This is a genomic window from Nocardia sp. NPDC055050, assembly GCF_053608345.1.
Genome location: NZ_JBSGVG010000021.1, coordinates 72,137 through 92,147, shown reverse-complemented (window position 1 = coordinate 92,147; position 20,011 = coordinate 72,137). Strand labels below are relative to the sequence as shown.

General features: G+C 62.3%; 15 protein-coding genes. 7 read left to right on the top strand and 8 right to left on the bottom strand.

All coding sequences use genetic code 11. The features are described from left to right. Positions 1-49 precede the first annotated feature (49 nt). The gene (gene argS / locus ACWGCN_RS22035; RefSeq protein WP_452458291.1) at positions 50-1,816 is read left to right on the top strand and encodes an arginine--tRNA ligase; all 1,767 of its coding nucleotides are present in this window, start codon (positions 50-52) and stop codon (positions 1,814-1,816) included. Positions 1,817-1,854: 38 nt separating this feature from the next. On the opposite strand, the gene ACWGCN_RS22030 is transcribed toward argS, so the two are convergent. Both ACWGCN_RS22030 and ACWGCN_RS22025 read right to left on the bottom strand, forming a co-directional pair. Next, entirely contained in the window at positions 1,855-2,235 is a 381-nt protein-coding gene (locus ACWGCN_RS22030; protein ID WP_378992426.1) for a hypothetical protein, read from the bottom strand. Positions 2,236-2,259: 24 nt separating this feature from the next. Continuing rightward, entirely contained in the window at positions 2,260-2,787 is a 528-nt protein-coding gene (locus ACWGCN_RS22025; protein ID WP_452458292.1) for a DUF3558 domain-containing protein, read from the bottom strand. A gap of 380 nt (positions 2,788-3,167) precedes the next feature. Between ACWGCN_RS22025 and ACWGCN_RS22020 the strand changes: the two genes are divergently transcribed. From ACWGCN_RS22020 to ACWGCN_RS22010, 3 genes are all read left to right on the top strand, one after another. Continuing rightward, entirely contained in the window at positions 3,168-3,590 is a 423-nt protein-coding gene (locus ACWGCN_RS22020; RefSeq protein ID WP_452529083.1) for a type VII secretion target, read from the top strand. Further along, positions 3,590-8,077 carry a DUF6531 domain-containing protein gene (locus tag ACWGCN_RS22015; RefSeq protein WP_452458294.1) on the top strand — a complete coding sequence of 1,496 codons (4,488 nt, stop codon included), beginning with the start codon at positions 3,590-3,592 and terminating at the stop codon, positions 8,075-8,077. Before ACWGCN_RS22020 ends, ACWGCN_RS22015 begins: the two co-directional genes overlap by 1 nt. Positions 8,078-8,144: 67 nt before the next feature. Further along, complete coding sequence (locus ACWGCN_RS22010; RefSeq protein ID WP_452458295.1) at positions 8,145-8,651, top strand: hypothetical protein; 507 nt, start codon at positions 8,145-8,147, stop codon at positions 8,649-8,651. Positions 8,652-8,735: 84 nt separating this feature from the next. Here the strand turns inward: ACWGCN_RS22010 and ACWGCN_RS22005 are convergent, their stop codons facing one another. From ACWGCN_RS22005 to ACWGCN_RS21980, 6 genes are all read right to left on the bottom strand, one after another. Continuing rightward, positions 8,736-9,146, bottom strand: coding sequence for a hypothetical protein (locus tag ACWGCN_RS22005; protein ID WP_452458296.1), 411 nt, complete (start codon positions 9,144-9,146; stop codon positions 8,736-8,738). Continuing rightward, complete coding sequence (locus tag ACWGCN_RS22000; RefSeq protein WP_452458297.1) at positions 9,131-11,548, bottom strand: AAA family ATPase; 2,418 nt, start codon at positions 11,546-11,548, stop codon at positions 9,131-9,133. The genes ACWGCN_RS22005 and ACWGCN_RS22000 overlap by 16 nt, the downstream gene beginning before the upstream one ends. Before the next feature lie 98 nt (positions 11,549-11,646). Then, a complete protein-coding gene (locus ACWGCN_RS21995; protein ID WP_452458298.1) occupies positions 11,647-12,222 on the bottom strand; it encodes a hypothetical protein in 576 nt (191 codons plus the stop codon). A 113-nt stretch (positions 12,223-12,335) separates the two neighbouring features. Then, positions 12,336-12,539, bottom strand: coding sequence for a PASTA domain-containing protein (locus tag ACWGCN_RS21990; protein WP_379313771.1), 204 nt, complete (start codon positions 12,537-12,539; stop codon positions 12,336-12,338). A gap of 389 nt (positions 12,540-12,928) precedes the next feature. Next, positions 12,929-13,324 (bottom strand): hypothetical protein, encoded by a 396-nt coding sequence (locus ACWGCN_RS21985; RefSeq protein WP_452458299.1) that lies wholly within the window; start codon positions 13,322-13,324, stop codon positions 12,929-12,931. Beyond that, positions 13,321-13,905: an exonuclease domain-containing protein gene (locus ACWGCN_RS21980; RefSeq protein WP_452458300.1), complete on the bottom strand. Its 585-nt coding sequence runs from the start codon at positions 13,903-13,905 to the stop codon at positions 13,321-13,323. The genes ACWGCN_RS21985 and ACWGCN_RS21980 overlap by 4 nt, the downstream gene beginning before the upstream one ends. Before the next feature lie 785 nt (positions 13,906-14,690). On the opposite strand from ACWGCN_RS21980, the gene ACWGCN_RS21975 reads away from it, so the two are divergent. Genes ACWGCN_RS21975 through ACWGCN_RS21965 form a run of 3 tightly spaced genes read left to right on the top strand, consistent with a single transcriptional unit; the run spans position 14,691 to position 20,007 of the window. Further along, positions 14,691-16,703: an N-6 DNA methylase gene (locus ACWGCN_RS21975; RefSeq protein ID WP_452458301.1), complete on the top strand. Its 2,013-nt coding sequence runs from the start codon at positions 14,691-14,693 to the stop codon at positions 16,701-16,703. Continuing rightward, positions 16,700-18,685, top strand: coding sequence for a type I restriction-modification system subunit M (locus ACWGCN_RS21970; RefSeq protein ID WP_452458302.1), 1,986 nt, complete (start codon positions 16,700-16,702; stop codon positions 18,683-18,685). Before ACWGCN_RS21975 ends, ACWGCN_RS21970 begins: the two co-directional genes overlap by 4 nt. After that, complete coding sequence (locus ACWGCN_RS21965; RefSeq protein WP_379313764.1) at positions 18,682-20,007, top strand: restriction endonuclease subunit S; 1,326 nt, start codon at positions 18,682-18,684, stop codon at positions 20,005-20,007. Before ACWGCN_RS21970 ends, ACWGCN_RS21965 begins: the two co-directional genes overlap by 4 nt. Positions 20,008-20,011: the final 4 nt, after the last annotated feature.

Sequence of the window (20,011 nt, the reverse complement as noted above, 5' to 3'; positions counted from 1 at the left end):
GATGTGCTTGGGACAATGAGTTCACCATCCACGCGAAAGGAAACCCAAGGTGAGCTCTGCCGGTGTTGTGCCGCTGCTCGGACGTGTCGCTGCCGCTGTGTCGGAGGCGATCGCCCGAGTCCGTCCGGAAGCGGCGGATGCGGACCCGGTAGTGCGACGTTCCGATCGCGCCGACTTCCAATCCAATGTCGCGCTGCCGTTGGCGAAGCGGGTCGGTATCCCGCCGACGAAGCTCGGCGCTGAGCTCGTCACTCAGATCGATCTCGCGGATGGTGTGATCGCTGATGTACAAGTGTCAGGCCCAGGGTTCTTGAACATCACCCTGGCCGATACAGCGGTGTGGCAATCCGTCGCAGCGCGCCTGTCCGATGACCGGCTCGGCGTCCCCACCGCCGAAGACGGGCAACGGGTCGTCATCGACTACTCGGCGCCGAACGTGGCGAAGGAAATGCACGTCGGGCACCTGCGGACCACCATCATCGGTGACAGTCTGGCCCGGGTCTTCGGGTTCCTCGGCGCCGATGTCGTCCGCGCGAACCACCTGGGTGACTGGGGAACACAGTTCGGCATGCTCATCCAATACATCGACGAGCACCCCGAATCTCCCTGGCATACAGAGGAACTCGATAGGGAAACCAGCTCGGTGTCGGCGCTCGACAGCCTGTACAAGGCGGCCAGGAAACAATTCGACTCGGATTCAGGCTTTGCGGACCGGGCCAGGACCCGTGTGGTTGCCCTGCAAGCCGGTGACCCTGACACGGTGTCCCGTTGGCGGGAGATCGTCGCGGAGTCCGAGAAGGCGTTCGGCGCGATCTACGACCGGCTCGGTGTGCTGCTCACTCCGGACGACTACTTCGGTGAGTCGTTCTACAACGACAAGCTCGCCGATACCGTCTCCGAGCTGCTGGACAAGGGCGTCGCGGTCGAGAGTGACGGTGCGGTCGTCGTGCTGTCCGAACAGGTCAAAGGCCCCGATGATCAGCCGGCGGTCCTGATGGTCCGCAAACGCGACGGTGGCTACGGCTACGACAGCACCGACCTGGCCACCATCCGGTACCGCATCACGTCACTGCACGCCGACCGGCTGCTGTATGTCACCGACTCGCGGCAGGCTCTGCATTTCCAGCTGGTATTCGAAGCGGCACGGCGGGCAGGCTGGCTCACCGAGGCGATCGAAGTTGCTCATGTCGCTTACGGCACCATCCTCGGGCCGGACGGCAAACCGTTCAAAACCCGTGCGGGCGGGACGGTTCGGTTGATGGATCTGCTCGACGAAGCTGTCGGGCGTGCGCGTGTGGTGGTCGCCGAGAAGAACCCGGACCTGTCGTATGCCGAGCTCGATGCGATCGCCGAGCAGGCGGGAATCGGTGCGGTGAAGTACGCGGATCTGTCGACATCCAGGGTCAAGGACTACACCTTCGACCCGGACCGCATGACCACGCTCAACGGCAATACCGGTGTCTATCTGCAGTATGCCCACGCTCGGGTCTGTTCGATCCTGCGCAAAGCTGATGCCGCAACCTCGGCGATCGTGGATATCGGCGGGCCGATGGAACCAGCGGAGCGGGAACTCGCTTTGTGTCTCGATGGCTACGGCACTGTCCTCGCCGAGGTGGCCGACACGTTGGAGCCACACCGGCTGGCGGGCTATCTCTACGAACTGGCCCGCGTTTACACCAGCTTCTACGACTCGTGCCCGGTCCTCGCGGCTGACGAACCGATACGTTTGAACCGAATCTCGTTGTGCCAGTTGACTGCCCGCACCCTGGCACTCGGATTGGGGCAGTTGGGAATCGCGGCACCGCAGCGGATGTGACCTGCCCGTCGGGTGGACTGGTCAGCGGTCGGGGTGGATCAGTAGCCGTTGCCCAACGCGTTCGTTGCCTGCGCTTGAGCTATTTGCTGGTCCTCGTACTTTTTCACGGAGATTTCGATGGTGTCCCGGATCAACGTCAGCACCTCGATGTGCTCTTTGAAGGCGGTGTCGAAATCACGCTCTCCGCCAATGGCCTTCATGCCGAGCATCTTTGCAAGCTCGTCAGCTGCATTGAACCGGCCGAGACCAGACACCGAGGAGACGTACTGTAGGTCGTTCTTCAGTTGGACAAAGAGGTCGATCTGCTTGTTGCTTGCGTCGCGACAACTTGTCGCGACCGAGGGGTCGAGGTAGAGGCGGCCTGCCTTCGCCTCTTCGTTCAGATACTGCCAGCGGGACTTCTCGTCTTCTGAAGTCATGACACCCCCCTAATTTCGAAAGTTCTATTTGGGAAAGAGCGGGATGATCGCTTCCGCGATCGGTTGCAGTCGTTGGCATGGCGGCACTGACTTCTCTTTGACGCCGCTGTTGAGCATGTCGAGTTGCGTGAATCCAGTCGACGTCGGGAAGACGATCGAGCAGTCTTCGTTAGCGTCGTAGTGGCTTTGCCGGAACTGCACACCGTCGCGGCCTGCGATCACGACGTCCTTGAACTCGATGTTGGTCGACTTCGCCCGCACTTCGTCGACCGTGTGGATCGTTGAAAAGACACCGATGCCAAAGCCGGAGGGGTAGTTAGCGTCATCCCACGCGCAGATCTTCCAGCCTGGCTCTTCTGCCCCGAGGATGCCGGATCGCTTCGACGCCACGTCGAGCCCCAATCTGGTCAACATCGAGTCCGGGATCTGACTGCACGGATCCCACAGTGCCGCGGCAGCCGCCGCTGGGTCAGCCGAACTCGGCTGTGCGTTCCCGCTCTCGGTGGTGGAACACCCCGACACCGCGAGTACCCCACACACCACCGTGGTCACCACTGCAGACCGTCGCCGCACGAGCATCCTCCGTCTTTCCCGATCACTGAGCCATACCGTCCGGCGGACCCCGCTCCAACCCCATGGCCGCTCCGAGTCCTCCCGACACCCGGCCACCCCGTCATTCCGCATAGCCTACGACACCGCCCCACAATTTCACGCTGGCGAGTTCCCGCCGTTCGTGAGACGCCCACAGCCGAGCCATGCTCCGCCGTGTGAGCCCAATGTGCCAAGAAGATGGCACTCCCTCACATCCTTAGACGCACCGAAGCTCCTTCCGGTTCCATCGATTTCACCGCACATACCAACCCTGTCGTATCCGCTACGCTCGGCGATTGGCACTGCGTGCCGCAGGTCTTTCCTGCCGGTTCATTTCGGTGGTGGCGACCTGGTCGATCAGGTTCGACATCGCAGGTCACGGGCCAGGAAGTGCCCGCCGACCGGGGTGGCATCACACGAGGGGCGGGGCACTGAATATGACAGGCGTAGGCGGGGAACTCAGCATTTCCCCGGACAAGATCAAAACCCACGCCACCAACGTCACCTCTGCCGGTTCAGGGTTGACCGAAGCCCTCGAAGCAGCCCAAGCCGTCTCTGCGCCGTCGGATGCGTTCGGGAAACTGTGTGCCTTCCTCGGTCCGTTGTTCGTCGATTCGGTCGAAACCGATGGCATCGACGCGATCCAGGCCGCCATCGATGCCTTCGGTGACACCAGTTCGAACCTGACCGCGGTCGCGGACGCGTTCACAGGCCGTGACACCACCAACGCCGCCGCGCTCAAGACTCAAGAGTCCGGTCTGTAATGGCCGCCAACCCGCTGATCGCTGCGAAGGAAGACACCACCGACTGGTCCACCGGGATCAGCTTGGTCAGCTCGGTCACCGACCTGTCCGACGCGATCTCGGGAGGTTCCTGGATCGAGGTCGGTCTCGGCGTCGCCGGTCTCGGTGCCGAAGCCGTCTCCCTCGTCGTCGACCCCCTCGGGACCTTGGCCGGTTACGGCGTCGGCTGGCTGATCGAACACTGTCAACCATTGCAGGATGCTTTGGATTGGATCGCGGGTGACCCTGCCCAGATCGAGGCTTATGCCAAGACCTGGGACAACGTTGCCGCCCGGATCAGCGAGGTAGCGACCGCCCAGAACGCCGCAGTTACAGCCGATGTCGCGGACTGGACCGGTCAAACCGCCACCGCCTACAAATCGGCGGCGTCGAACACCACCAACTTGCTCACTGCGGCCAACACCGCCGCGACTGCGGCAGCTTCAGCGATCCGTATGGCGGGTGGGATCGTGGCCGCGGTCCGCGAAACTGTGCGTGACCTGGTCGCACAGACTGTCGGTCGTCTTGCGGTGTGGGCGGCGGAGTTGGTGTTCTCGGTCGGTTTGGCGACTCCGTTGGTCGCGGTCCAGGCGACTGCGTATATCGCGAAGACTGTGGCGACGATTTCGAAGTTGTTTTCGAAGTTGGCCAAGACGATGTCGAAGCTGAAGCCGTTGCTCAAGCAGTTGAAGTCGGCGTTCGGTGATATCGCGAAGGCGTTCAAGAAGACCCCGTCGAAGACCTCGAAGAACGCTGACACCACCACCACTAGTCCTGCGGCGACGAAGAACACCGACACCTCGACAACACCGTCGACTACGAAACAGCCGGACACGCCCACGAATCCGGCCAGCACACCTGATACACCGTCGAAGACAACTGACAACCCGGACACCCCAGGGACCACGAAACCGGCGAGCACGCCGGAGACGAGCAAGCTTCCCGACCAGTCCGGCTCCGAGAAGCCGGACCTGAACAAGACCGCGAAGCAAACCACCGACTGTGGTGACCCGGTCGACGTCGCGACCGGTGAGTTCCTCCTTCCTGCAACCGATGTCGAACTCCCCGGCGTGTTGGCGTTGGTACTCACCCGTCGCCATCGCTCGTCGTATCGGTTCGGTCGCTGGTTCGGGCCGTCGTGGGCGGCCACGCTTGACATGCGGGTGACCGTCGACCAAGTCGGAGTCCGATTCGTCGGACCCGACGGCGAGGTGTGGCAGTTCCCCCACACCGTTCCCGACGTCCCGGTCCGCCCGGTGCACAACGGAATCCGCGCGACCATAACGCGCACCGAAACTGGCGGCTATCTTGTTCACGACTCGGACCGCGAACTTACTTGGGGTTTCATCCCGGACCCTGCACTGCCGGGGTTCGGCACTGAAGGCGACGGCTACGCGATCACTGAGATTACCGACCGCCACCACAATCACATCCGATTCCACTACAGCCCCGAGGGCACGCCTACCCATATCACCCATTCCGGTGGCTACCGTGTCGAAATCACCACCGAAGGCGCTCGCGTCACTGGTCTAGCCGTCGTAGGCGCAGATCCAGACGGTGCTCCCGCAACAACCCGAGTTCGTGAATTCATCTACACAACAGGTAATCTCACCACGGTCATCGACGGCGTCGGCGCCGCCACGCACTACCGGTATGACAGCGACGCGCGGATGCTGTCATGGCGTGACTCCCGCGGTACGGAATTGCACAACACCTACGACCGGACCGGACGGGTCGTGAAGCAGGTCGGGTCCGACGGAATCCTGTCCGCGACCTTCGCATACGAAGTCCTTCCCGAATTCCGGCGGGTCCGCACACACCACACCAACTCGCTTGGCGCCACTACAACCTTTGAGTTCGACGAAGACCTGTGTCTTCGGAACCTGATCGATCCGCGTGGCGCGTCCTCGGTCACCGACTACAACGAGTACCGCCAGCCGGTCCGCTATGTCGACGCTTACGCCAACATCACCACCTATCTCTACAACCTCGATGGCGATCTGGTCCTGCTCCGCCGCCCAGACCGGGAAGTGATTTCGATCAGCTACGCCGCACCGCGCCGTCCGGCCATTGTGAGCGATGTCGACGGCACGACGATTACCCGGACATATGACGACGACGGCAACCTCACCAGCATCTCCGATGCCGACGGTGTGACCACCACGTACACCCACCATCAGTGCGGCGCTCCGGCTTCGATCACGATGTCGACGGGCGCCACAACCCATATCGACATCGACGCCGCTGGCCTGCCGATCCGGATCACCGAACCCGGCAACGCGGTCACTGTTGTCGAGCGCGACATGTTCGGTCAGCCCACCATCATTACCGACCCGGTCGGTGGTATCAGCACGCACTGGTATTCCGCCGAGGGAAAGCTGCTCTCCCACACAGACACCGATGGCACGACGCAGTCGTGGACCTATGACGGCGAAGCGAACCTACTTACCCACACCAACCAGATCGGTGCGCTCACCCGCTACACCTACGGCACCTTTGACCTGGTCAGTACCCGCGAAGCGCCCGACGGCGCTATCACCGCCTACTCCCACGACACCGAAGGCAGACTCACCTCGGTCACCAACCCGCTCGGCGACACCTGGACTTACGAATACGATCTGGCGGGCAACGTCCGCACTGAAACCGACTACAACGGATCGGTCACCCAGACCGAGTTCGACCTGCTCAATCGACCTGCCATCATCACGACACCTGCGGGTGTTCAACGCCGCCTCACCTACGATGTCCTCGGCCGATTCACTGGCGTCAGCACCGACACCAGTGAATGGATTACCAACACCTATACCCCGACCGGCCGGCTCGCGACTGCTCGAAACGGCAACCACAACAGCACCATCCACACTGTCACTTTCGAACACACCGCGGCAGGGCGCATGCTCGCCCAACGTGTCGACAGCCAAACCATTGCCTATGACTACGATCGTCACGGTCGCCGAATTGGATACACGACTCCCAGTGGCGCGACAACCACGTACGAACACACGCCGACAGGACAAGTCGCCGCCCTAACCTCACGCGGGCACCGATTCGACTTCACCCACGATGCGATGGGGCGTCAGAATAGCTGGCGCAGTGCGGGGATCGGCCAACACAATACCTACAGTCCCGCCGGCTATACCCTCAGCCGCGAACTCGTCCAGCTCGATCCGCGGACCAGCTCACCCACCCAATTGCTCGAGCGCGACGATTACACCTGGCGTCCGGATGGGTGCGTTACGAGCCAGACCACTACCACGCCCGCATCGAGCCGACGGCGCGACTACACCCTGGATGTTATCGGTCGCATCACCCGCATTGCGAGCCCGGGCGCCGGGACCTCCGAGGAATACACCTACGACGCCTTGTCGAATCTCACCACTGTCGCGGTTCCGGCATCACCGGTACCACCCGATCCCATTGCCGCCGGTTACCAAATGGACGTGCCTTCCACAGACCAGCGTGCGGAGTACCGCAACAACCTCCTCGTCCGCACCGGACGTGCCCGCTACTTCTACGACACGGCTGGTCGCCTTGTCCGCAAAGAAAAGACCCGGATTTCCCGTAAGCCAGCTATCTGGCACTACCGGTATAACGCCTTCGACCAACTTGTCGAAGCAACCACTCCGGACAACACCACCTGGTACTACACCTACGACGCATTCGGTCGCCGAACCAGCAAGCAACACTACGCCAGCAACACTTATACCAAATTCGCCTGGGACGGGGTCCATCTCACCGAACAATCGACCGCAAACTACGCCGGCGCGCGTACCCACACCTGGACCAACCATCCCACAACCCACATCCCCCTGACTCAATCTGTCGACGACAGATTCTGGGCGATCGTCACCAATCTAGAAGGCAGTCCGAGTCACCTCGCTGATCCAGCAACCGGAGAAGTAGGCTCAACGGCGACCGCAACGCTCTGGGGGCAAACGGTCTGGACCGGCCCCGACACCCCGCATCGCTTCCAGGGTCAACAATACGACCCGGAAACCGGACTCCACTACAACCTCCATCGCTACTATGACCCGGAAACCGGCCGCTACCTCACTCAAGACATTCTGGGTCTTACGCCGTCGCCCAACCCCAACATTTATCCAGATAACCCCACGACATGGGCCGACCCTCTTGGGCTAACGCCCTGCCCTGTCAGGGTCTCATCGATGAGCGCGGACTGGGCGACGAAGGGGGCGCATGTGCACATTGGTGGCAAGGAAGTACGTGTGTTTGCCCATCATGACGGGTCGATCGGCGTAGAAGGCTTGCGAATGTCGAACGGTACGCCGAATGATGCTCAGCTACGCCGCGTCGTATCCGAGATATACTCCAATGCCGATCTTCGAGCGGACCTGATTGATAAATCGCGGGCGGCAATGACAGAGATGAACGCGCACAATTGGGGAAACGCAAAGAACAAGGCGGCAGAGATGAACTTCCTCATTAAGGCGCTTGAGCGTATAGAATGATGCATCAGATATTTCTGGATATTCGTCGAGAGTGCGACGTGTGCAAACGAAGAGGAGCGCGAGGTCGATGCTGATGGGGTTTCATGAATTCATTGCAGAAGTAGCGATTTCCGATTCTCTGTTCGGACTCCGCAATGGGGCGAGTGTAAGAAGTGTCGACCAGATAATGGGCGATTCTGAATTTTATGAGGAAGTTGAAAAAAAACGTGCTTGGATGCGACGCGACTACGGGTTGGTTCAAATAGATTTCAATCCCGATAAGGAAGAGGGGTGGGTATCCTTCGGGATAAAGTTGTCAGTGCACCGCCTAGAGTGGGGGACTTCGATCCCCATTCCGGTTGCGGCATTGGTAGCCGATATGCCAGAGAAAATATACTTCGACGATCTACATTCTGTGATCGCGCCGCGCGGCGGCCTGGTGAGGCGTACGGATCTGAACTTCCGCGATGAAATTCACTACCTGACAGAAGCTGGCGCTGACATTGTGGCAACCACAAAATACGAAGGTGGAGAACTGGTGCCGGATTGTGTGTGGGAAGTTAATCTGAAGTCCCGCATGATTGCAAATAAATAATGCTCGATTGCGAGATTGTTCTGTCGTCAGATTTATTCTTGTGAAGGGTTTTGGAACTGAATTCAGTACTACTGGATTCGCTCGTCAGCCGCTCGGTGGTGTCGCGCCAGCGTTTCTTGCGCTGATCGCGGCGTCGATTGCATTGGCAACTCGTTCGGCGGCTTCCTGCCAGCGCCGCAGTTCCTCGACGGCCGGAGCGAGCTGATAGTCGTTGTGGTGTGCCGTCGTCGACAGCTCTGACCACAGCAGTCGCGCTTCGCCGGCCGCTTCCTCACCGATGTACTTGGGTAGCACGAGAAGTTGCGCTCGCACTGTCACTCGCTCCATCTTCGGTGAAACGGCTCGCCACAATTCCCGAATAGCCTGCTCCATGGCGATTCGCAACATCCAGGCGCTGGCTCGGGGCCACATCCCACCAATATCGGATCCTGCGTCCGTGATGAGGTTGTCTGCGGTCCGAAGACGCGAGTTGACGGAGCTCAACGGTTGAGCCACTTGGCGATCCTTTCCGCGCGGTTGATCAGGTCGCCGAGTTCGTCACGGGTGCTGCCATGGGCACCGCTGTTGCACATCCGGACAACGGTCGAGGCCCAGGGGGCGAGCTCGCGGTCGAGGTGGGCGAGAATGTCGGATTCCCTGGTCCGGTCGTAGAACACAGCCAGTGCCAGCTTCTGCACGGTGCGTTCGGCTTTGTCGAGCTGTTCGGTGATGTCGGATTGCCGGAACCCGTGCTCGCCGAGGACTCTCCTGACCTGGGTGGTGGCGGCGGATTCGATCGCGAGTCGGCAGCAGAGCGCGATCATCTCGTCGGCTTCTTCGCGCGGAAGATTACGGGTGAGGCTCAGAGCGCGGGCGTCGTCGATGTAGCGGCGGACCGGGTTGATTGAAACCCGGACTTCGACTACAGATCGTTCCCGGCGCTGAACGTCGAGGACCGTCGCGGGAATCTGCAGGCGCCGCACTGCTTCTGGAAGCCGCAGGTCGTGGGTGAATACGATCACTTGCCTCGTGCGAGCGACGTCGGCGAGCACTCGAGCCAACCCATCGACCTTCGTCGGGTCCATCGACTGGACGGGGTCGTCGATCATCAGGAATCGGAATGGACTCTGTTCAGCTGTGGCTCGGGGGAGAAACAACGAGAGTCCGAGCGAGTGCAGCTCGCCCTGGCTCATGACCCCGAGAGCCGCTCCGGCGACACCGTCGACTGTCACGTCGAGGCTGACCCGTCGAGTTTGTGCCGTGCCTTCCAGTACGACACCGCCGAGCTCGACATTGCTCTGCTGCCGCAGTGTCGTCCAGACCCGCTGCGACAGTTCGGTCAGCGGTCGCATCCGCTCGTCGCGTAGTGCTACAGCCGCGTTCTTGAGCCAGATCTCCGCGGTCTTGACCGTCTTCAGTTCTTCGGCCGCGCCGACGCACGCACTAGCGCTGTCGGCCCAGGTGGCGACCTGTCGGGCAAGGGGTGACCACACGTCGTCGAGCCGAGCCAGTTCGGTGTGAGCACGGGTCTTCAGATCGGCAAATGCCTCGTGAACCCGCCGATGTCGGTCTCGCAGCTGGGCGGGCAGCGCTGCAGGTTCGGCGGTAGCGAGCTCGGCCCATTGCCGCCACGCGTTGACGGCGTCACCCGACTCGATCGGGCAGTTCGACAGGATCGCGGGGAGCGGTCTGATCAGCTGGCGAACGGCGGCCGATGCCGTGCTGTGCTGTCGTTCCGCCTCGGCGAGCTCTGTTGTGCGGGTCCGGATCTCGGCGACGGTCTGTCGAGCATTGCCTCGCCACCGTTCGTCGAGTTCACCTTCGCCGCACACTGGGCATCGGCAGTCGGCGCCATCCGTGAATTCCGACGCCAGCGTCAAGAGCTTCAGCAATTTGGCACTCGACTCGGCGTCCGAGGTTGCGGCTCCGAGGAGGCGACTGGTCGCGGTCGTGAGTTGTGCAAGGGCTTCGGAGACGGCCTCTTCCGTCGGTAGCTCGACGGCTGTCACCGCCGACAGGGCTGATCCGGTTCCGGACGCCTCGCCGGAACCGACCACCGTCCGGGAAATGGCGTCGACATCGACAATGCGTGCCTGCAGCTGTTTTTCGACCACTCGTGCCCGATCGTCTTCGACGATCGCGAGTTCCGAGATCAGTGAGTCCTTGCCGCGCTTGACGTCCTTGAGTGCCTTGTCCAGGTCGAGGCGCTTGCGCTGCAGCGATGCCAGCGCGGTCGTCAGGTCATCGAGGCCGAGCAAGCTGTGTAGCGCGTCATACATTCCGCTCGGTGTCCCGTCGATGAGGGACCCCAGCTCGCTGTAGGACAGGAAGGGTCGGTACAGCTCGAGCGGCTGGGCGAGTTGCGAACGATCCAGTGGGCCGGCCTCACCCGACTTGCGTTTCGCAGTCCACTCTCCTGCGTCGAGAGCTGTGCTCGCACCCCAGCTTCCAGTGATCGTCAACGGGTTGTCAGGGCACTCGGTCTGCAGTTCGACAGCGATTCGTGGTGTCGTGCCCTCGTGCAGGTTTCGCCAACCGTCCTTCCAGATCTTGGACCTGTTCGCCCACCGCTGGTTGTCGCCAGTGAGCGCGAACTCTGCGGCCTCGGCGAAACTGGACTTGCCGCAACCGTTTCGGCCGACCACGAGCGTCAAACCGAGCGAAGGTTGTACGGGTAGACGGGTCTCACGTCCGATCCCTCGGAACCCGTTGACCGTGATCGAGCGGACGAACATCCCTGCCAACGCCCCACCCGCGTCGGACGTCGTGGGGGTAGCGCTCTCGGGGAAGGCTGCCAGTATCGTCTCGGCAACTGCCGTCGGCAACGTCGTGTCGACGGTCACGGCCGCTGTGACAAGGTCGATGAGCCGACCTGTTGAAACATCGGAAGTAGTGGTGGCGGATGGCGATTGCTGCATGGACGATCCCCCTGGTCGAATGAGTGGAGTCCCCACCATCGGTGAGGCTTGGAGCATGCCTATCGCGAGCTGACGAATTTACGGATCTCACCGCAGGTCTACCGAGAGTTGGGCTTCACGCCCTCGGCGAAACCGGTCGGAAATTCTGCGATGGTTCGGCTGCTGAGGTCTGGCGTCATGATCCAAGGTGAGTTGCCGGTCTTCGGCGACACCGTTCGGCGGACACGTTGTTCCTCGGCCGATAGCCATGCCGTCCACATCGCACAGACATAGTTGGCGACCGCCAGCGCACGGAATCGAGGTTCGTCGGCCTCGGGTGCGGCGAGTGCTGCGACCGGCGCAAATTGCGGACAAATCAGTTTCGTCTTTTCTCGCCGTGAATAGTTCGTGGTCGCCTCGAGGATGCGGCCTTGATGAGCAGTGATTCGGTCGAGGAAGTCGTCGAGGAAGTCGATGTGCTGTGCGTGCACCAGCTTGGGTGGGAGTTCGGAGCCCTGAGTGAGAACTACGCACCGATTCGCTGTGAGCGACTGGACCTTCGTGTTGTATTCAGGGTCGTTGTGCTCGATGACCACCGCATTAGTGTGGCGAACGAGGTTTTCGGTGCGGGTGGTCTGCCAGATGGCGGTGACGTCGGCGACCGGTTGCCTATCGACGATTGCGAAGCCGTGCACGGTTTCTCCCTGTGGTTCGGATTGATGGGGGCGCGGCAGTCGTCAGTCGCCGTCTGGTTCCAGCCACCGGACGATCCGTGCAGGAACGGTCCCCGCGGTGGGAATCGCCCGGGTCAGCATTGGTTGGATTCGCCGTACTTCACCACCGACAGCACGGCCTGTCCCTCGCCGATCGGGACGCCCGGCGCCGGGTTTTGTGCCACCACGACCCAATTGCGGTCCAGCACTTGGGCTCGTCCTTTCCCGGTCGCGTCGGTTGAACGGGAGAAGAAGACGCCGGCCGCTTGAATCCGGTTCTGCGCCTCCTGCAGATTCATTCACACCACCGCGGGCATGAGGACGGTAGGAGCAGCGACGGTAGTAGGCGGCGCGACCGGAACAACGGCCGTCGTCGGCGCGGCCGCGACTGCGGTCGTAGTCGGCACCATCCGGATGGGCGTGACCGATGGAGCACCAGTTGTCACCCGAACTGATGATGTGGCAATAGGAGTCGCCGTGTCGGTGCCTTGGCCTACACCGCACCCGGTGACAGCGACCATGGTCACGGCGCTGAATCCCAGTCCACGAACGAGCCTTGCCAACAGACCTGTCGAATTCCACTGTGCGGATTGGTAGTTCATCAAGACTTCTGCCTTCTCTTCGATGTGTATGCCGCCCTCTGGGAGGGCGATTGGACTTCGAGAACATGCTCAGGCGAACGGGGTGCTCACGGTCGTTTCATCGCGTCAAGGATGGCGACGATGATCCAAATCGGCAGCCACAGTCCGCACGTGACAAGTGTCAGGACCAGATGCAGACCGTGATTGACCCCGCGCCGGACGACGATCGGGCCCGCGCCGATCCCGTTGTTCTGGGTGATGGAGACGATCGGCATCGGGTAGCCGGGCGGCATCCCGTATCCATGCGGAACAGGTTGTGGCGCAGCGTGATAGTTGGGTATCGGTGGAGCGGATCGCGGCGGCACCGGGTGCGGTCGAGCGGGTGAGTTGGCGGCCGGGGCCGGGTGACGGGCTAAATAATGATTTGCCGCCAGGGTGGTCGGAGTATGGACCGCAGGCGGGTTTCCGGGGAGGCCATTCGGCGTGTCGATCGGATCGTTCATCGCCGTACTCCACTGAGGTGAGTCAGTCGGGTTCCGTTGAACCGCGCCAGATCTGCGAGATCGCGTACACCAGCCATTCGTGCCAGCGCGATCGCGATGTCGGCGGCGGCGGCCGCGTCGGCACCGGCGTCGTGGTGGTTGTCGAGGGTGATCCCGAGCGCCGCAGCGACCTGATTGAGCTTGTGGCCACCGAGCAGCAGCTGTCGCTTCGACCAGGCGTAGGTGCACCCGTACTGCCATCCCGGCAACATGACGCCGCTGAATTCACAAGCGCGGGTGAGGTTTCCCATGTCGAAGACTGCGTTGTGCGCTACCACCGGTAGGTCACCGATCGTGTCCAGAAGTTCAGGCAATCGCTGCGCGAAGGTGGGCTCCCCGGCCACCGTGCTCGGGGTGATCTTGTGGATTCCCATGTTGCGGGGCGCGAACTCGCCGACCGTCGCAGGTGGGCGGCACAACCACGAATGTGTCGCTACCCGAACGCCTTTGTGAACGACGGCGACGCCGATTGCGCAGATGCTGCCGTGTTTGGGGTTTGCGGTCTCGACGTCGAAGGCCGCGAAGGAGAGGTTGTCAGTCACTCGATTTCCTTTTGGGGTGGGCAGGCGGGGGGCTCGGTCCGCCGCGAGGGAATGGGATGGTTATCGACTGCGCAGCGCCCGTAGCGCCCACCGGACGACCGCGTGGGCCCGGAAACGGAGACGTTTGCCGTGGTCTGAGTAGGTCCGGCCCGCCGGACGTGGTGGCACGACCGCAGTGCCCCGCCGCGCCGGCGATCGCGCGGCGAGCTCGGCAGGGTTCGGCACCCGCCCTGATGCCGGAATATCGGTGAATCGGAGGCTGGTGGGGCGCGGTTCGAGCTGGCTCGTGCGGTATTCGTCCAGGGTCTGACTGGTCAGGTGCCAGCCGTGGCATCCGGGGCACTCGTAGGACCGCTTCTCCCGGCGCTGTGGGCCGAGGTTGGCTAGCACGAGCTCCGCATCGCCGCGATTGAAATACCGACGTTTTCCGCCGGCACACCGAGTGGTGGGTATTCCGGCGTACCGGCGCCGGAGGTCGGCGCCGCTGCGCACCGTGAGTTCACGGGTAGTGCGGTGCGGACGGCGGTGACCGCGATGCTTTCGATGGCTAGCCATGTCTCCCCTTCCCGAACGCTGCGACGTGGCGTTGCCGGTCGCTGTGCATCCGATGCGTGATAACCCCTGTCGCCCACAGTGATTCGTGGACGGGTGCGGCCGATCGGCCTGAGCGGAACTTTACGAGACAGTGAAAGCATTGTCAATCAATAGTTTGCGATTGACTTCCGCTTGCCTCTAGGCAAAGCTGTAGGAACACATAGTGTGTACATGTGGGATGGAGGAGGCTTATGTCGGAGACCGCACCGCTGGTGACCGCCGCGGAGATCTCCCGGTTGGCCGGTGTCACCCGCGCGACCGTGAGCAACTGGCGACGCAGGCATGCGAACTTCCCGGCCGCGTCGGGTGGCAGTGAGTCGCGGCCACTGTTCGACCTGACCGAAGTCCAGCGGTGGCTCGACGCGCACGGGGTCGAGGCGGCGGAAACGCCATCGGCGCGATTGCGGACGTTGCTGCGGACGCACGTACTTCCCGGACAGGTGCCGAGATTGATCGTGTCGCTGCCGGAGCTTCTCGAGACAGAGAGCGCCGCAGTGGAACTCGCGGATATGCCGGCCGCAGTCGGCGCAGCGATCAGGGCGCTGGCCATGGATTCCGGTCCGCGGGCGGTGCTCGACGTGCTGTCCGAGCGTGGGCTGGAGGAGGGGCCGACAACCGGGGTGTATTCGACGCCGATACCGATTGCCCGGCTGATGGTCGAGCTGGTGCTGGCGGCTGGAGTGACACCCGAGCGGATTCTCGACCCCGCCTGCGGTGGAGGAACGCTGCTGGCCGAAGCTGTCGGCACCGGCGCGCACGCGTACTACGGGCAGGACGTATTGCCGGTACAAGCCGAGCGCACGGCTGTCCTGGTCGGGCTACTGGCCCCAGCGGCCGAGGTGACGGTGCATACCGGTGACAGTCTGTTCGACGACGGCTTCGCTGGCCTTCAGGTCGACGCGGTCCTCACCAATCCACCGTACGGGCAACGTGATTGGGGTTCCGAAGACCTCGCGCTCGATCCCCGCTGGGAGTACGGACCGCCGCCGCGCAGCGAATCCGAGCTTGCCTGGGTGCAGCACTCCCTGGCGCATCTGCGTCCCGGCGGCGTCGCGTTGTTGCTGCTGCCGCCCGCGATGGCGATGCGGACCTCCGGTCGGCGTATCCGGGCGGCTCTGCTGCGGGCGGGGGCGTTGCGTTCGGTGATCGCCTTGCCGCCCGGCGCGGCCCAGCCTATGCATATCGGTTTGCAATTGTGGGTGCTGCGACGCCCTGACCCCGCGCTGCCAGTACCGGACGAGGTGTGGCTCGCAGACTGTTCCCTGCTCGCGGGCGTGGAACGCGGCCGGATCGACTGGGAGCTGCTCACCAATGCCGTCGTCGATGCGTGGCGTGGCTTCGAGGAGGGCGTGCCCGGCTCGGCGGTGATCGATGATGCGGCGACGCCGGTGCGGGTGATGGATCTGCTCGACGACGAGGTCGACCTCACGCCCGCCAGGTATGTGCGGGCCGCCCTTGACGCCGCCGGTCTCGCCGACACGGCCCGGCTGGCGCAGGTCCAACTGGCCGAGCGCGTAGACGAGTTGGTCTCTGTGACAAGTCAACTCGGCGACTGGCAGCGGATCGATAGCACCACGTGGCGCACCGCCACCCTCGCCGACCTGGCCGCAGGCGGCGCGCTACGCCGACTACAAGCGCAGCCGCTGCCCGAAGAGCGATCCACCGGTGAGGATGCAGGGCGTCCCGTCCTGGAGGTGCGTGATGTGGTGACCGGTACCGAGCCGACGGGTGTGCTGGGGGAGCAGTCGAGACTGTCCACCCAGCTCATAGAACTCAACGATGTGCTGGTTCCGCGGATCGCCGGAAGCCGATCGGAATCAGTGCGCGCCAGGGTGGCGGGAAAGTCCGATGTGGGCGCCGTCGTCGGTCCCCAGCTCATGGTGTTGCGCACCGAGCCGGCCCGCCTCGATCCCTGGTTCCTCGCCGGGTTCGTCGGCAGCCCCGAGAACTCGCACGCCACCATGGGCACCACGATCCGCAACGACCCGACCCGTATTCGCATACCGTTGCTCCCATTGGCGCAGCAGCAGCGTTACGGCGCTGCCTTCCGTCACCTGCACGACCTGCGGGTCACCGCCCGCCGCGCCGCCGACTCGGTCACCGAATTGGCGGGTCTGCTCGGCACCGGTCTCACAGCCGGCGCACTGGAACCACCGAACACCCCGGGCTCCGAGGAGCCGAAGCCGCAGAGAGGCAGGAAGTGAACACCAACAAGCACTCCGAACTGGCCAACCACGCGTGGTCGGTCGCAGACCTGCTGCGCGGCGATTACAAACAGTCCGACTACGGCAAGGTGATCCTGCCGTTCACCGTGATGCGCCGGTTGGAATGTGTGCTCGAACCGACCCGCGAGAAGGTGCATGCCGTCGCCCAGCAGATGAGTGGCGGCGATGTGGACGTCGACCCGTTCCTGCGCCGCGCCTCGGGCACCGCGTTCTACAACGCCACCGACCTGAGCCTGAAGAAGGTCCTCGGCGACCCCAACCACGTCGCCAAGAACCTGCTCACCTACATCGGCGGCTTTTCCCCGAACGCCGCCGAGGTGCTGGAGAAGTACGAATTCGCCCAGCAGATCCGCAAGCTCGACAGCGCTGACCTGCTTTACAAGGTGATCGGCAAGTTCGCCGACCTCGACTTGCGTCCCGAGGTGGTCTCCAACCACAACATGGGCTACATCTTCGAAGAGCTCATCCGCCGCTTCTCGGAGCAGTCCAACGAGACCGCCGGCGAGCACTTCACCCCGCGCGAGGTAATCGAGCTGATGGTGAACCTGCTCATCGCGCCCGACGCCGAACTGATTAAGATGCCCGGCGTCACCCGCCGCGTCCTCGACCCCGCCTGCGGCACCGGCGGCATGCTCAGCGCCGCTGAAGAACACATCACCGCGCTGAATCCGCAAGCGCGCGTGGAGGTCTACGGCCAGGAACTCAACCCCGAATCTTGGGCGATCTGCCGATCCGACCTGATGATCAAAGGTCAGAACCCTGGCAATATCGCTTTCGGCAACTCGTTCAGCGATGACGGCCACCAGCACCTCAAGGCCCACTACCTTCTCGCCAACCCGCCGTTCGGTGTGGAATGGAAGAAGGTGAAGGAGGCTGTCGAGTGGGAGCACAAGAGTCTCGGTGAGGCTGGCCGGTTCGCCGCCGGGCTACCCCGCATCAACGACGGCTCGCTGTTGTTCCTGCAGCACATGTTGAGCAAGATGAACCCGGCCTCGGCTGGCGGTAGTCGGGTCGCCATCGTCTTTAACGGCTCACCGTTGTTCACGGGCGCCGCTGAGTCCGGTGAATCCAATATTCGCAAGTGGATCATCGAGAACGATTGGCTGGAAGCGGTTGTCGCGCTACCGGATCAGCTGTTCTACAACACCGGTATCTCGACATATTTCTGGATCCTCACCAATCGTAAGGCCCCCGCGAACCAGGGCAAGGTGGTGCTACTGGACGCGCGGGAGTACTCGGAGAAGATGCGAAAGTCGCTCGGCGACAAGCGTAAACGAGTGTCAGATTCGCAGATCGAGGACATCACGGTGCTGTACCGCGACGCCATCGATGCGGCAGCCGATCCGGAGCACGCGCAGCACGGTAAAGTGAAGGTGTTCGACAATAGTGACTTCGGGTACCGGCGGATCACCGTCGAACGCCCTCTCACGTTGCGGTTCGAGCTCACGGAGGAAGCGCTCGACAAGCTGGAGAGCTCCGGTCCGATCGGAAAGCTCTACTCCGATACCGCAGCCTTCCGGAAGCTGTTGCAACCGTTGGCCGGGACCGGATGGAAGACCAAAACCGAAACTATCAACACGCTGAAAGACGCAGTGGTCGGAGCCGGCGAACCATGGCCCTCCGGCGCGCCATTCGCCAAGGTCCTCCGTGATGCCGTCGGAATCCGCGACGCGCATGGGGAAGTTCAAATGATCAAAGGCGAACCCGAACCTGACCCGGAGCTGCGCGACTATGAAAACGTTCCGCTGAAGGAAGATGTCGAGGAGTACCTCGCACGCGAAGTTATTCCACATGTTCCACATGCGTGGATCGACCACAGCAAGACCAAGGTTGGCTATGAGATCCCATTCACGCGGCACTTTTATGTGTACGAACCTCCGCGGCCATTGGCGGTGATCGACGCTGAATTGCGTACGCTGGAATCGGAGATTAAGATGCTTCTCGAGGGGGTGACTCGTTGAGCGGCGGCAACATCGCGCCGTGGCTGGTGGCCGCCCGTTGGCCAACCGTGCCGATCCGACTTGTTGCACGGTTAGGCTCCGGGCACACGCCGAGCCGCAAGGTTCCGGAGTATTGGGAAGACTGCACGGTTCCTTGGGTCACCCTCGCGGATGTTTGGCAGCTCAGGGGTGGCGGCGTGGACGTAATCTCGACAACCAAAGAGAAGATCAGCAAGGTTGGGATGGCGAACTCATCTGCGACGTTGCATCCGGCTGGCACTGTAATCTTGTCGCGAACAGCATCGGTTGGGTTTTCGGCGATAATGGGTTCTGCGATGGCGACCAGTCAGGATTTCGCAACATGGACATGTGATTCTCGGCTGGACTCCCGATTTCTCCTTCACGTTCTCAGGGGTATGGCGCCTGATCTAAAGCGCGTCGCGATGGGGTCCACTCACAAGACGATCTACATGCCAGACATCGAGCAGCTTCGAACCCCATTGCCTCCGCTGGAGGAGCAGCGCCGCATCGCAGATTTCCTCGACGCCGAAACCTCCCGCATAGACCAGATAGTTCGCATTCGCCGAGATCAACTTTCGCTAGTCGATAGCTCAGAGGTAAGTCGCGCATTCGATGCAATTCGAGGGCGCAATGTGGATGGTCAACGGAAGGAGAGTGGACTTCCGTGGTTGGGCTCGGTACCGCAGGCCTGGAGAATTGCCGCAGTCAGCTATTCATTTGACGTCGAACTGGGCAAGATGCTGAACCAGGACAGAGTGGCCGGGGAGTATCTCCGGCCGTACCTCAGGGTCGCGAACGTGCAATGGGACCATCTCGACATGGAGAGCCTCGCCTATATGGATTTTCCTCCGGCGGAGCAGGAACGCTATCGTCTTCGCGCCGGAGACTTACTTGTGTGCGAGGGTGGTAGTTGGCCAGGGCGTGCAGCGCTTTGGGATGGCTCGATCAACGAGATATACTACCAGAAGGCGCTACATCGGATTCGGGCTCGTGGCAACGATCTGTCGCGCTGGTTGTATTACTGTTTGCTGGTGGCAGAACGGCTCGGAGTATTTGCGGTCCAGGGAAATACCAGCACGATGACGCATTTGACTCGTGAACAGCTGAAACCGCAGCGATTTCCTTTTCCTGATCCAGGTTTGCAGGCGGTGGTCGTTGCAGAGTTGGATAGCGCGCATCGGCGTGACGTATCGATGAAGTCGCTGCTGATTCGTCAGATGGAACTTCTCGCGGAACGCCGCCAATCGCTCATTACGGCCGCGGTAACCGGCCAATTCGACGTCTCCACCGCCAGTGGCAGAAATACCATCCAGGGGGTATAACCGC

Coding starts and splice junctions, on each gene's coding strand:
- ACWGCN_RS22010 (WP_452458295.1), top strand. CDS start 8,145: ATGCTGATGGGGTTTCATGAATTCATTGCAGAAGTAGCGATTTCCGAT.
- ACWGCN_RS21975 (WP_452458301.1), top strand. CDS start 14,691: ATGTCGGAGACCGCACCGCTGGTGACCGCCGCGGAGATCTCCCGGTTG.
- ACWGCN_RS21990 (WP_379313771.1), bottom strand. CDS start 12,539: ATGAATCTGCAGGAGGCGCAGAACCGGATTCAAGCGGCCGGCGTCTTC.
- ACWGCN_RS22000 (WP_452458297.1), bottom strand. CDS start 11,548: ATGCAGCAATCGCCATCCGCCACCACTACTTCCGATGTTTCAACAGGT.
- ACWGCN_RS22015 (WP_452458294.1), top strand. CDS start 3,590: ATGGCCGCCAACCCGCTGATCGCTGCGAAGGAAGACACCACCGACTGG.
- ACWGCN_RS22030 (WP_378992426.1), bottom strand. CDS start 2,235: ATGACTTCAGAAGACGAGAAGTCCCGCTGGCAGTATCTGAACGAAGAG.
- ACWGCN_RS21985 (WP_452458299.1), bottom strand. CDS start 13,324: ATGAACGATCCGATCGACACGCCGAATGGCCTCCCCGGAAACCCGCCT.